Origin of the sequence: Bradyrhizobium sp. AUGA SZCCT0160 (assembly GCF_018130105.1) — a bacterium.
Taxonomy (GTDB): Bacteria; Pseudomonadota; Alphaproteobacteria; order Rhizobiales; family Xanthobacteraceae; genus Bradyrhizobium.
The window spans coordinates 105,536-121,241 of the sequence record NZ_JAFCMD010000004.1 but is presented as its reverse complement, the minus strand read 5'-3'; the positions used below and the strand labels follow the sequence as shown (position 1 = coordinate 121,241).

At 60.9% G+C, this 15,706-nt stretch carries 1 protein-coding gene; it reads left to right on the top strand.

Features of this window, described 5'->3' with window-relative positions; genetic code table 11:
- Nucleotides 1-208: 208 nt before the first annotated feature.
- Nucleotides 209-15,385: a VCBS domain-containing protein gene (locus JQ558_RS08680; protein WP_212293388.1), complete on the top strand. Its 15,177-nt coding sequence runs from the start codon at nucleotides 209-211 to the stop codon at nucleotides 15,383-15,385.
- Nucleotides 15,386-15,706: the final 321 nt, after the last annotated feature.

Below are 15,706 nucleotides of genomic sequence, written 5' to 3'. Positions count from 1 at the left end.
CGCCTAACCCATTTGGGGGAGGCTATTTTGTTGTTGACGCGCGGCTTGACTTGACCGCGACGATTTCTAAAGACTACATAAAACGCATTCTAAAAATTCATTTCGAAAAACTCATACAGGCCCGTTGGGGCTTTGAACAACAACCAATCAAAAGCAGCGGATTGATCTGACGCCGTCAGACCGACCGATTTTTCGTGGGGTTAGTGCTATGGCAAATACACCGGCGGTCATTGGTTCACCGAGCAACAACGAAGTCACCGAAGACACCTCGTTGCAGTTCTTGACAGCCGTTGGAGCCATCCCGATCAGCGATGCCAACCCTGGACAGGCTTTTTTCAAGACCACGGTGAAGAAAGCCACAGGCACTCTGGGAACGCTGACGCTTGCCGCGGACGGGACCTACACTTACTCGGTCGCCAACAGCGCCGTTCAATATCTGGGGGCCGGCAAGACCAAGGTCGAGACCTTCACGGTGACGTCGATCGACGGCACAACCAAGCAAATTAGCTTCACGATCAAGGGCACCAACGATGCCGCGGCGATCGGCACGCCGACCAGTTCTCTGGTCACCGAGGATACTGGTGTTTCCGGCGGCAATCTCAAGTCCACGGGTACGCTGTCGATCTCGGATACCGATCAGGGCGAGGCCTCCTTCAAAACGCAGGTGACGTCAGTCGGTACCAATCTTGGAACGCTGACGATCGCCGCGAACGGATCTTACACCTACTCGGTATCCAATTCTGCCACGCAGTATCTCGGCGCCAACGACACCAAGACCGAAACCTTCACCGTGATGGCGCTTGACGGCACCACCAAGCAGATCAGTTTCACAATTCAAGGCAAGAATGATGGCGCCGTGATCGGCACGCCGACCGTGCGCAACACGACCGATACGGGCGGATCGTCGTTGACGGCAACCGGCATGATCTCGGTTTCGGATGTCGATCAGGGCCAGGCCGCGTTCAACACGACGGTGGCTCAGGGCATCAATCTGGGAACGCTGTCGCTCAATGCGAACGGGTCGTACACCTATTCGGTCGCCAAGAGTGCCGTGGGCTATCTCGGCGTGGGCGCCACCAAAACCGAAACCTTCACGATTACCTCGGTTGACGGCACCAGCAAGCAGGTGAGCTTCGTCGTCACTGGCATCAACGATGCCGCGGTGATCGGCACGCCGACCGTCAGCAACGTGACCGAGGATGCCACAACGCAGCCGATCCTGTATACCTTCGGGTCGATCTCGATTACGGATGCCGACCAGGGCGAAGCCTCGTTCAAGACGGCGCTGATCAGTGGCCAGGGCGCGCTCGGCACGTTGGTGCTGCTGCCAAACGGCGGCTACACCTATTTTGTTGCGAGTTCCGCGGTACAGTATCTCGGCGCTGGTGACACCAAGGTCGATACGTTTACGATTACCTCGAAGGATGGCACCACCGCGCAGGTCTCCTTCACGATCCACGGTACCAACGACGCTGCGGTGATCGGTACGCCGACCCATCGCGACGTTACCGCCGATCCCAATCAGACGACGTTGACCGCGACGGGCTCGATCTCGATCTCGGATGTCGATCAGAACCAGGCGTCTTTCAAGACGACGGTGGTTTCGGCGGCGGGCAACATCGGCAATCTCTCGCTCAACAGCAACGGCACCTACAGCTACACCGTGCCGGAAAGCGCGGCTGAGCAACTCGGCATCGGCGGGACCAAGGTCGATACCTTCACGGTCACCTCGTTTGACGGTACGAGCAAGCAGGTCACCTTCGTCGTTCATGGCCCGACCTCCGCCAACCACCCTGCGGTGATCGGAAACCCGTCCGTTTCTGATGTCACCGAGGATGCCACGTCGCCGGATCTAACGGCGACCGGCACGATCTCGATTTCCGATGCCGATGGTGCAGGGGAGGCCGCGTTCCAAACCACGGTCGGCTCGGCTGCGGGAAATCTCGGCACGCTCTCGCTGTCCAGCAACGGCAGCTATACCTACACGGTGGCCAACAGCTTCACCCAATCGCTCGGCGCCGGCAGCACCAAGGTCGATACTTTCACGGTCACTTCGGCGGATGGTACCGCCAAGCAAGTGACCTTCACGATCAACGGCACCAACGATGCCGCTGTGATCGGAACGCCCGCGGTTGTCGACGTGACCGAGGATGGAGACCTGTCACTGTCCGGCACGCTCACGGTTACCGATACCGACCAGGGTCAGGGTTCGTTCCAGACCACCGTTACGGCAGTCGGCACGGCTCTCGGATCGCTCGCGCTCGGCGCCAACGGCGCCTACACCTATTCGGTCCCCAACAGCGCGACGCAGTCGCTCGGCGCCAACGCCACCCATGTCGATACGTTCACGATCAAGTCGCTGGACAACACCACCCAGCAGGTCAGTTTCACGATCCACGGCGTCAACGATGTGGCGGTGATCGGAACGCCGACGGTCGTCGACGTCACCGAGGATGCCAATGTCGTTGGTGGCAATCTGAGCCTCTCCGGCACACTTTCGATTTCCGACGCCGATCAGGGCGAGGGCTCGTTCCAGACCACAGTCAGCCCGGGTGCTGGGAATCTCGGCTCACTGACACTCGCTGCCAATGGTGACTACACGTATTCAGTTGCCAACAGCGCCACCCAATCGATGGGAGCTGGCGTTACCAGGACCGATACGTTCACGGTACAGTCGCAGGACGGCACCCCCAAGCAGCTCAGCTTCACGATCCATGGCAGCAACGATGCCGCGGTGATCGGAACGCCGGTGCTTGTCGATGTTACCGAAGACGTCAACGTCGTCGGTGGCAATCTGAGCCTCTCCGGAACGCTCTCCGTTTCCGATGACGATCAGGGCCAAAGCTCGTTCCAGACCACAGTTGTGCCTGGCGGCATGAATCTTGGTACCCTGACGCTCGCCGCCGATGGCTCCTACACCTATTCGGTCCTCAATAGTGCTGCACAGGTGCTCGGCCCCAACGTCACCCAAGTCGATACGTTTACAATTACGTCGCTCGACGGTACGTCCCAGCAGGTCAGCTTCAACATTCATGGCGCACAGGACGCCCCGACGCTGAGCGTCGCGACGGCCAGCGGTACGGAGGACAACGCGATTCCGCTGACGATTACGTCGGCGCTGATCGATCGCGGTTCCGCGTTGACGCTGACCATCACCGGCGTGCCGGACGGCGTGACCTTCAACAATGGTACGGTTGATGCCAACGATCCCAGCATCTGGCACCTCAGCGATTCGGATCTGGCAGGTCTCTCCCTGATCCCGGCGCCCGACTTCTCCGGCACCGTTAATCTGTCCGTCAGCGCAACCAGCACGCATTTTGCGACAAGCTCGCAACTTTCGACTGCCGTGCAGACGTTGACAGTGAACATCGCCGGCGTTGCGGACGCGCCGACCCTGACAGGCCCTTCGACGTCCATCGACGTGGATGCGTCCGCGGATCCGATTCCGCTTGGTCTGCATGTCGCGCTCGTCGACGGTTCGGAATCGCTCGGGGCGGTAACCATCAGCGGCGTTACTGGTGGTTATGTGTTGTCGGCCGGCGTCTACAACGAGGACGGTGATTACTGGCTCGTTCCCGCAGATCAGCTTGCCGGCCTGACGATGCAGCCAGGGACGGCCAATACGGTCGGCGCATCCGGACCGCTCCAACTGCATTTGACGGCCAGGTCCATCGATGGGGCCAGTGTTGCGACGACCTCGATCGATGTCACCGTCAACGTGGCGCCGGACCCCGATTCATTCAGCTCGCGCGTCGTCGACGGCTACATTTCGGGAGCAACCGTATTCTCCGACGACGACGGTGACGGCGAGTTCGACGTTGGCGTGGAGGCATCCGCAACCACGGCGGCCGACGGAACGTTTACGATTACCGGCGCGGGCGGCGGCAAGCTGGTCATGTTCGGCGGTGTCGACGTATCCACGGGCCTGGATTTCCACGGTACGCTCAGCGCAGTTGCCGGCTCGACCGTCATTACGCCGCTAACCACGCTGGTCGCCGCACTGGCGACCTCGTCCGATCCGGCTGACATTGCGATCGCACAGACCGCAGTGTTGAACGCGTTCGGGCTTGGTGCCGTCGACCTGCAGACATTCGATCCGGTCGCGGCGGCGGCGGCGGGCGGTGCCGGCGCAGCGGACGCGACCAAGATTCTGGCTGCAGGTATCCAGGTTCAGACCACGATTGCGCAGATTACAGCGGCGGCAGGATCGACCACCACGGGAGCGGATGTCGTCTCCGCGGTAGCAAGCGCGATTTCCGATGCGGCGGGCGGTACGGTCAACCTGTCAAATACCACGACCTTGACCTCGATCATCCAGGATGCGGCACCGACTGCGGATCCCGCGGCGGTCAGCGCCGCCACGCTGATTGTATCGGAGGCCAATGCAGCCATCGCCACCGCTGCGGCAGGCACGGGTGATCCGCTGGCGGTTCTGACCAGCCTGGCCCAGGCGGCCAGCGTGGCGCTGGGACAAACGACGGATGCGCTCGCTGACGCAGCAGCTGCCCTTGCTGCCGGCACTGGCGACTTCACAGACGCCGTCAGCAACAATACAGGCGGCGCTCTGACGACCGCGATCCAGACGGTGGAAGTGGGTGATCCCGACGGCTCCGAGGTCGGCACCCTCGGCAACGACACCATTTCCGGCGCCGGCGGCAACGACGTCATCGACGGTCTCGACGGCAACGATACGCTCAGCGGCCTCGGTGGCAAGGACACGATCCACGGCGGCAACGGCAACGATACCGTTCTTGGCGGCGACGGAGACGACAATCTCTACGGCGACGACGGCAGGGACCTGCTCAGCGGCGGGGCCGGCGACGACATCATCGATGGTGGCAACAGCCATGATCGCGCGACTTATGCCGAGGCTACGGGTAGTATTACCGTCGATCTTGCAGCTGGCACCGTGTCCGGCGCTGGCGTCGGCAGCGACGAGCTGACCAGCGTTGAAGGCATCATCGGCAGTAATTTTGCCGACACGTTTGATGCGACAGGATTTACGACGGAAGCAAACGGCCTCCCCGGAGCAACGATCGGCTACAATGAGTTCGAGGGCCTGGGCGGCAACGACCTAATCATTGGTGCCATCAATGTGCAGGGTCAGGCCCTGACCCGGATCAACTATCTCAGCGCGACGGGCGCGGTCACGGTGGACATCGCCGCGGGGGCGGCGGACGGCGATGCGTCGGTCGGCCATGACACGATTTCCTATATCGCCGGGGTGTGGGGTTCTGCCTTCAACGACACCTTGCGCGGCAGCGACAACGTACAGGGCAGCTTCGAGGCATACGAAGGTCGTGGCGGCGACGACCTCATCGATGGTCGCGGTGGCTATGACATTGTGACCTACAACACCGATACGGCGACAACGTCCGGTATCGTCACGCTCCTTGCAGCGGGAACCGTGACCGGCGACGCGACCGTAGGCACGGACACGCTTCGCGCTGTGGAAGCGGTGCGCGGCACCAACTTCAACGACGTCTTTGACGCTCGCAACTTCGGTAGCGCCGGCGCCCTCAACATTGGCTCATCCGGAACCTTCAATGATTTCGGAGGTGCGGGTGGCAACGATACGATCTTCGGCAACGGCGCCACTCGTCTCAACTACGCGCTGGCGGCGGCCAGCGTCTCCGTGAACCTCGAAACCAGCGCACCCGGGACCACGGCGCTCACCGTTGCCGGTTCCGCGACCGGTGCGACCGAGGGGACCGACACCTTTACCGGCGTCAACGCGGCCCAGGGTTCGGTCTTCAACGACACGTTCCTGGGCAGCGCCTTCAACAACACCTTTACAGGTCTCGGCGGCGATGACTTCATCGATGGCCGCGGCGGTTTCGACACGGCCAGCTACAACAGCATGGGTCTTGCGACCGCCGGGGTCACCGTCAATCTGGCTGCGGGTACTGTGATCGGCAATGCGTCGATCGGCACCGACACGCTGCGCTCGATCGAAGGCATTCAAGGCACCCATTTCGCTGACACCTTCAACGCGGCGGGTTACGGTCAGGCGGGCGCGGCCAACTTCAGCAGCACCAACGGCAACTTCAACCAGTTCGAAGGCCTCGGCGGCGACGACATCATCACCGGCAACGGCAACACCCGGCTGGGCTATTTCAACGCGACCGCGGGCGTCACCGTCGTGTTCACCGGTTCAGGCAGCGGCACGGCTGTCGGCAATCCGTCGGTTGGCACGGACACCTTTACCCTCGTCAACGCCGTCACCGGATCTGCTCACGGCGACAGCATCACGGGCGACAACACCAATAACCTCTTTGACGGTGGAGCCGGTGACGACATCATCAACGGCGGCGGCGGTAGCGACACCATCACCGGTGGCGCTGGCAACGATACGATCGATGGCGGCAGCGGCTTCGCCGACATGGCGGTCTATACCGGCGCGCGAGGATCCTACACCCTCAATCTCACCGGAGCAGGTGCCGGATCCATCTCCGGGCCAGATGGCAGCGACACCTTCAATGGCATCGAGGTCCTGCAGTTCAGCAATCAATATCTGCTGACGGCGTCGGGCACCTCGGGTTCACAGGTCAACGTGACCGGGTTGAACTTTGTTGGGGGCCTGATGGTCACGACGGCGACCGGCTCGAACGATGACTTCCTGACGATCGGGCAGCAACTCTCCAATCGCGTCATCAATCTCGGCGACGGTACCAGCGATACGATTACCCTTGGCGTCACCGGCGGTTACAACCTCAATCTCGCTAATGTCGAGAACCTCAAAGGCACCGGCGGCGACGACTCCGTCAGCATGATCACGAACGTCAACGGCCTCGCGATCGATCTTGGTGCTGGCATCAATGGTGACAGCGTCTTCCTGGCGAACGGCGCCAACACGGTAAGCGTCGTCAATGTCGAGAACCTCAACGGCAGCGACTTTGCGGTAGGCAGCGTATCCAATGACACGTTGATCCTCTCGAGCACCGTTAACGGCGTGTCGATCAACCTCGGAAACGGAGTGAACACGATCAATCTGGCGGCGGGGAACAACTCCCTCGTCAACGTCATTGGTACCAACGTCATCAACGGCACAGCCTCCGGCGATACGCTCACCGTCGTCAACGGACTGTATCAGTCCACAGTCGATCTCGGCGGTGGAACCGATACGCTGATCCTGTCGAATGTCTTCAGCACCCTTGGTCTCGTCGGAGTCGAAAACGTAATTGGCGCAGCAGGCGACGATTATCTCGTCCTGCAGAACGCGGTTACTGGCGCCACGTTCGATCTCGGGACCGGCAACGACACCCTCAATCTCGCCAACGGCGTGAACTCTGTCGGCGTCGTGGACGTCGAAGCCATCAACGGCAGCGACTTCGGCGGGTTGAATCCGTCCGACGATACGCTGACACTGCTCAACAATGTCAGCGACATCCGCATCAACCTGGGTGACGGGAACAACACGCTTAACCTCGCGGCCGGAATCAATTCAGTCCAGGGCCACGGCCTCCAGACGATCAACGGCACGACCTCGGACGACGCGCTCACGACGCTGGAGAACGCCGCCGGCAGTACGATTGACCTTGGCGCCGGCACGGACACGCTGAACCTTGGGGTGATCGCCACAGGCGTCACCGTCAGGAACGTCGAGAACGTCAACGGCAGCGCGTTCAACGACACCATCACGATCGCAAACACCTCCGGAACGACCACGGTGACCGGCGGAATGGGTTCGGATTTCATCACCGCCAGCGCCGGACAGGACAACATCCGCTACACCGACGCCGCGCAAGCCGGGATCGGGGGAGGCGAAACCGTCAACGACTTCAACGCTGCCAACGATACGTTCGCGCTCGATCACGTCGCTGGCCTCGCCGGGCAGATCCATTTCGTCGGCAACGGCGCGTTCACTGGCTCGGTAGGGAACCTCCATTCGGAAGCCCGTCTCAACGGCAACACTCTGCAAATCGACGTCGACGGTGACGGACAGATGGGCGCGGGTGACATGGAGATCACCCTCAATGGCCTGAACGGCACGCTCACCGACGCCAACTTCGTCACCTCCGGCGTCAACCACACGCCTACAGACATTTCGCTGGTCGGGTCGTCGATCGCGGAAAACACGACGGCCGGAACCGTTGTTGGCACCTTGTCCGGCACCGATCCGGATGCCGGTGACATCCTGACCTTCAGCATCGTCAATCCCAACGGAATGTTTGCGATCAACGGCAACGATCTCGTCGTCGCCGGTCCGATCGACTACGAGGCGGGTGCGTCACAATCGGTGACGGTGCGCGTTACTGACGCCAGCGGCGCAACGTACGACAAGCTGTTTAACATCGGCGTCACCGATGCGAACGACGCACCCACGGTGATCTCGGGCACGACCGGCAGCGTTGCCGAAAACGCGGCCATCAGCACCGTGGTCTATCAGGCGATCGCCAGCGATCAGGACGCCACCGCGCCCAACAACACGATCACCTGGAGCCTTACCGGCACCGACGCGGCCGCCTTTAGTATCGACGCCAGCGGCAACGTCACCCTGAACGATTCTGCGAACTACGAGTTCAAGAACTCCTACAGCATCAACGTGGTCGCGACCGACGGGGGGACTCTGTCCAGCACCAAGGCGGTCACGATCAGCGTCACCGACGTCAACGAGGCACCGACCAATATCGGGCTCAGCGGCAACACGATCGCCGAGGGCAGCGCCAATGGAACAGTCGTCGGTACGCTCTCGGACGTCGATCCGGACGCGGGCGATTCCGCTACCTACACATTGACCGGCAATGCGGGCGGTCGGTTTGCCGTCAGCAACGGCCAGATCGTCGTCGCCGGCGCGCTGGACTTTGAATCGGCAACCTCGCATCAGATCACGGTCCGGGTAACGGATGGCGGTGGCAACACCTTCGACAAGAACTTCACCATTGGCGTGACTGATGTGACCGGTGTCACCCTGAACGGTGACAGCGACGACAATACGCTGATCGGAACTTCCGAAGCTGACACGCTGAACGGCCTGGGCGGCAATGATTTGCTGAAAGGTCTGGCCGGCAATGACACCCTCGATGGTGGGCTCGGCTTCGATCGGGCGGATTACAGCGACGCCACTGGCGGCATCACGGTCAATCTGGCGGCCGGCACCGTTACGGGTCCGGGTGTCGGCAGCGACACGCTGGTCGGCATCGAGGCCGTCACCGGTAGCAACTTCGCCGACACATTCAATGGCGCCGGATTCACGGGTTCGACCGGCGCGTCGAACACCGTTGTCGGCCAGGACGATTTCGAAGGCCGCGGCGGCGATGACACGATCACCGGCACAGTGAACGCACTTGGTCAAATGACGACCCGCATCACCTACATCAGCGCAGCCACCGGTGTGACGGTAGATTTGGCTGCGGGTATTGCTGACGGCGATGTGAGCGTGGGCCATGACACGTTCACGAACGTCAATTCGATCATAGGCTCGAACCATGACGACACGCTCTACGGCAGCGATAATGCGCTCTTCACCTATGAGACCTATGAAGGTCGCGCGGGCAACGACTTCATCGACGGCCGTGGCGGCTTCGACCAGGTCAATTACAACAACAACCCGGCGACGACGTCGGGTATCGTGATCGAGCTTGCGGACGGGATTGTGACCGGTGACGCCTCCGTGGGCACCGACACGCTCCGTAACGTCGAAGCGGCCCGCGGCACGATCTTCGATGACATTTTCGATGCGACTGGCTTCGGCAGCGCCGGTGCGGTCAATGCCGGCTATAGCGGAGGCTTCAACGATTTCGGCGGGGCGGCCGGCAACGATACGATCATCGGTAACGGCAGCACCCGGCTGAACTACCAGACCGCGGCAAGCAGCATCAGCGTTGATCTCGAAACGAGTGCGCCTGGAACCAACGCGGTCACCGTCGCCGGCGCCGCCAATAGCGTCACCGAAGGGACCGACAGCTTTACCGGCGTCAACGCCGTCCAGGGTTCCATGTTCGGCGATACACTGCTGGGCAGCAGCTTCAACAATACGCTTATCGGACTTGGCGGCGACGACTTCATCGACGGTCGCGGCGGGTTCGATACCGCGGGCTACAACAGCCTGGGCACCGTCACCAGTGGCGTGACCGTCAACATGGGAGCGGGCGCCGCCTCCGGCGACGGGTCGATCGGCGCGGATACGCTGCGCAACATTGAAGGTGTTCAGGGCACCATGCTGGCCGACAGCTATGATGCGAGCACCTATGGTGCTTTGGGGGCGCTGAACGTCAGTTCCAGCAACGGCGCCTTCAACCAGTTCGAGGGATTGGGCGGTAACGACTCCATCACCGGCAACGGCAGTACGCGCGTACTCTATTCCAATTCTTTGGCTGGAGTGACGATCACGATCGGTTTGGGCGGCTCCGGTTCAGCGCACGGAACGGCAGGCGGTGACACGGCCAATGTCGGTACCGACACGTTCGTCAGCGGCGTTAACAGCGCCATCGGCAGCAACAATGCTGACGTCTATGACGCGTCCGGATTTAACAATGGCTACAATTCGTTCCAGGGCAATGCCGGCAACGATCAGATCACCGGCAATGGCGCCACGCAGGTGCAATATGGCAACGCCACCTCTGGTGTGACGATTGCGATCGGTGCCGGTGGCACCGGATCGGCGGCCGGAGATATCTCGGTCGGCACCGACACCTTTACCGGTGGCGTCAACAGTGCGATCGGCAGCAATTCGGCCGACAGCTACGATGCCTCCGCTTATGTCGGCTTCAACGCGTTCCAGGGTCAGGGCGGCAACGACACCATCACCGGCAATGGCGCGACCGAGATCCAGTTCAACAGCGCCACCGGCGGGGTCAACGTCAACCTGTCGACCGGTGTTGTCACTGGCAACGCCTCGGTTGGTGCCGACACCATTACCGGCGGCGTCAACCGTGTGGTTGGCACGAACTTCAACGACACACTGACAGGCGGCGCCGGCAACGAGACGCTTATCGGCAACGGCGGCAACGATACGATCAATGGCGGAGCCGGCAACGACGTCCTCAGCGGCGGCGGGGGAGCCGACAAGTTCGTCTTCGCAACCGGCACCGGCGCGGACACCGTCACGGACTTCGTCCTCGGCTTCGGCAAGCAGATTGACCTGACCGGCATGAACGGCGTTTACAGCTTTGCCGACGTTCAGGCACATGCAACCCAGGTCGGCGGCAACACTGTGCTGACCTTCGGCACGGACAGCATCACGCTGCAGGGCGTGATGTCCGGAAACCTCGCGGCAAGCGACTTCATCTTCGGTTCCAACAGCGCGCCGACGGACATCCTGCTATCCGCCAACTCGATTGCCGAGAACAGCGCCGCAGGAACGGTCGTCGGAACCTTGTCTGACGTCGACGTCGATGTCGGCGATTCCGCGACCTATACGCTGACCAACGATGCGAACGGTCGCTTCGCGATCAGCAACGGACAAATCGTCGTCGTGGGTGGGCTGGATTATGAGACGACAACGTCGCACCAGGTCACCGTGAGAGTCACGGACGGAGGCGGCAATATCTTCGACAAGAGCTTCAGCATTGCCGTGACCAACGCCAACGAGGCGCCGACCAATATTTCGGTCTCGAACGCGGCTGTCCCGCAGGGTAGTGCGAACGGCACGGTCATAGGCGCATTGTCGGCAATTGATCCCGATGCGGGCGATACCGCGGCGTTCTCGCTGGTCGACGGTGCTGGCGGCCAGTTCAACGTGACTGGCGGCAATATCGTGGTGGCAGGTCCGCTGACAGCCGGCGCACAGCAGGTGATCGTACGCGTCACCGACGCCCTTGGACTGACGTTCGACAAGACGATCACGATCAACGTCAATGCCGGTTCAACGATTGTTGGCACGGCGGGATCAGACCCCGCACTGAACGGCACGCCTGGCGACGACCTGATTCAAGGTCTCGGCGGCAATGACCGACTGCAAGGCATGGCCGGCATGGATACGCTCGATGGCGGGTTGGGCTTCGACCGCGCTGTCTACACGGACGCCACTGGCGGTGTCACGGTCAATCTCGCCGCTGGTACCGTATCCGGTGCAGGCGTCGGCAGCGATACGCTGACCGGCATCGAAGGGATCGTCGGCAGCGAATCCGCGGATACCTATGACGCGAGCGGATTTGCCGGCAACACCGGTATTGCAGGCACCAACGTCGGATTCAACGAATTCGAAGGTCGGGGCGGTAATGACACGATCACCAGCTCCGTCAACAGCCAGGGCGCACTGCTGACCCGCATTTCCTACGCCAACGCCGCAACCGGCGTTACCGTTGACCTCGACGCGCATAGCGCGTCCGGCGGCGACGGTAACGACATCCTTGTTGGTTCGGGATTTGCAGGCGTTGTCGGATCGGGTTTTGATGACCAGTTGCTCGGCTCCGCAAATGCTGCCGGAACGGTTGAGGTCTTCGAAGGCCGCGCCGGCAACGACACGATCAATGGCCGGGGCGGCTTCGACCGCGCGGACTATGCGCAGGATCCTGCGGCGCAGGGTGTGGGCATCACCGTAAACCTGGCGATAGGAGAAGTAACCGGCGATCCCACTTTGGTTGGCACGGATACGCTTAGATCCGTCGAATCCGTGCGCGGTACGAACAGCGCCGATACGTTCAACGCCGGCGGCTTCGGCAACGGTCAACCGACCACGCTTAACATCGGCAACAACGGTACCTTCAACGAATTCAACGGCATGGGCGGCAACGACACCATCAACGGTAACGGCAATACGCGCGTTACCTATATCAACGCGACTGGTGGGGTCGTTGTCGACATGCAGACCGGCGGCACACCGGGAACGGGCACCGCGACTGGTGACCTATCGACCGGAACGGACACGTTCAGCGGCGTCAATGCAGTTCAGGCGTCGATGTTCAACGACACGCTAAGCGGCAGCAACAGTACCGGCACCACCGAAACTTTCTTTGGTGCAGCCGGCGATGATTTCATCGACGGCCGAGGCGGCTTCGACGTTGCAACTTACAACAACATCTATTTCTCGACTGGCCCGATAACCGTCAACTTTGCGGCAGGTACCGTAACCGGCGATGCATCGGTCGGCTCCGATACGCTGCGTTCCATCGAGGCGCTTCAAGCGACCAACTTCAACGACGTCTTCGTCGCCACGGGGTATGGTGTTGCGGGCGCTCTCAACGTCAGCAACAGCAGCGGCAACTTCAACCAGTTCGAAGGCCTCGGCGGCAACGATACCATCACTGGTAACGGCAATACGCGCCTTACTCACGGCAATGCCACCGCCGGCGTGACGATCAGCATGCTGGCCGGCACTGTAACTGGAGATAGTTCGGTAGGCAGCGACACGTTTGTCGGCGTCAATAGCGCGAACGGCAGCAATTTGAACGATACCTATAATGCTGCTGGCTTTACCGGCGTCACCTCGGCGGGATCGTTTGGTTCCTTCAATATCTTCGAAGGTCTTGGCGGCGCCGATAACATCACCGGCAACGGCAACACGCGCGTCTCCTACTCCCAGGCGAGCGGAGGCGGGGTCATCGTCAATCTCGCGACGGGCGTCGTGAGTGGCGCGGCCGGCGCGGACGTCATCAGTGGCGGCGTCAACAGCGTCCAGGGGTCGAACCAGGTCGACACCCTTACCGGCGGTTCCAGCGATGAGACCTTCTTCGGCGCCGGTGGCGGCGATACGATCAACGGCGGCGGCGGCAACGACGGCATCACCGGTCAGGGTGGCAACGACCTCATCGACGGTGGTGCCGGTACCGACATGGTGTTCTTCACCGGCGCGCAAGGGACATACACGGTCAATCCGAATACTCCCACGGTTGGACAGACCCAAGTCGTTGACTCCCAGGGAGTGGCCCGGGACGCAACGGACACCCTTAGCAACGTCGAGGTGTTGCACTTCAATGACGCCATCGTGCTGCTGTCATCCGGCACCGTGGGAAGTCCGATCGATATCTCCAGTCAGAACCTCTTCGCTAGCGGCGGGGTGACGGGAACCGGAGGTGATGATTTCCTCACCATTGGTGCCAATGTTAACGGTCGCCAAGTCAACCTGGCAGGAGGTACCGATACCGTTACCGTAAGCGGCACCATGTTCGGTTCATTCTTCTCGCTCGGTCTGGTCGGTGTGGAGAATCTGAAAGGCAGCAACGACGATAACTTTGTCAATCTTACTAACACTGTCACCAGTCTGACCGTTGACCTCGGCGGAGGCGTTGACAATCTCGTTCTGATGGCCGGCAGCAACAGCATGTCAATCGTGAATGTTGAAAGCATCGGCTATGGGGACTTTGGAGCCACTTCCTCCAACGATGCGTTGACCCTGCTGAACAACGTCACCGGCGTGTCCGTCAATCTGGGGAACGGCGACAACACCCTGCAACTCGCGGGTGGAACGAACTCGCTGGGTGACGTCTTCAACGCCAACCACATCAATGGAAGCTCTACCGATGATGCCCTGACGATCGGCGGCTTCTTTGGCAGCGCGGCGAATTCGACCATCGATCTCGGTCTGGGCGACGACGCTGTAACTATCCACTCGGGAAATACGGCATTCGGCCTCGTCGGTGTCGAGCATCTCAACGGCAGCGGTCAGGACAACGCGCTGACCATTCAGACCAACGCTACCGGCCTCGCAATCAATCTCGGCGGAGGAAACGATTCGGTTTGGCTCGCCAACGGCTCGAATTCCGTCAGTGTGACGGACGTGGAGAATGTCAACGGCAGCGACTTCACCGGTGGCATTACCCCCAGCAACGACACGTTGGAGTTGCTCAACAACGTGTCGGGCGTCACCGTCAATCTTGGCGACGGCACCAACACGTTGAATCTCGCTGACGGCAACAACTCGTTCGACGCGCTCCATGGAGTCAATTTTGTTAACGGCACTTCGTCAAGCGATACGTTGACCCTGAATGGCTATCAAGGCTCCGTCGATCTTGGTGGCGGGACCGACACGCTTAACTTGAACGGAGGCTCGTTCAACCTGACCGTGATCGATGTTGAAACGATCAATGGCAGCGCCCTGCAAGACAACCTTACGATCAGCAACACATCGGGTAGCACGACCGTTACAGCGGGTGCGGGCTACGATGGGATTACGGCCGGCGCGGGACAGGACAATTTCCGCTTTACCAGCGTGTCGGATTCGCTCGTGGGCGGCTCGGCTGACCAGATTACCAATTTCGATGCCAGCAGCGATACGTTCACCTTCTCCGGCATCGCGATTGGTGACGATCACATCGAGTATGTCGGCACCGGTGCCTTTGCCGGTAGCGGTCAGGCATCGGCCCATCTGCTTAATAATGGGCCCGGTGCCAACGTCCTGCAGATTGATATCGACGGCGACGGCACAATGACGTCGGCCGACATGGAGATCGGGCTGAACAACCTCAACGGCACGCTGAGTAATTCCAACTTCCTGCTGATCTGACGCAAAATCGGCGCAACATACGCATCGTAATCAAGAAGCCGCGCGCCAAGCGCGGCTTCTTCGCATTCTGCAACTGGAGTGGCGCCGTCTGCTGGCTTTTGAGTTGGCGAATCCCGATTTTTCGATGCCTCACGAGTGTGCGCCGCGTGAGAAATGAGGCGATCTGATCGTGCACTGGATGAGAATCGACACCGTTCGAATTCTCGCCGCCACCGACATTAACGATCGACAGGTCCGCCTGAATGCCAACGGCCCGAACGTTTCCAGGCATCGCAATCCGCTTACAATGCTGTCGCTATAAGCAGCTGATTTGTATCACCA

What these genes read in the sequence shown, in the direction of transcription:
- JQ558_RS08680 (WP_212293388.1), top strand. Translation starts at nt 209, where the DNA reads ATGGCAAATACACCGGCGGTCATTGGTTCACCGAGCAACAACGAAGTC.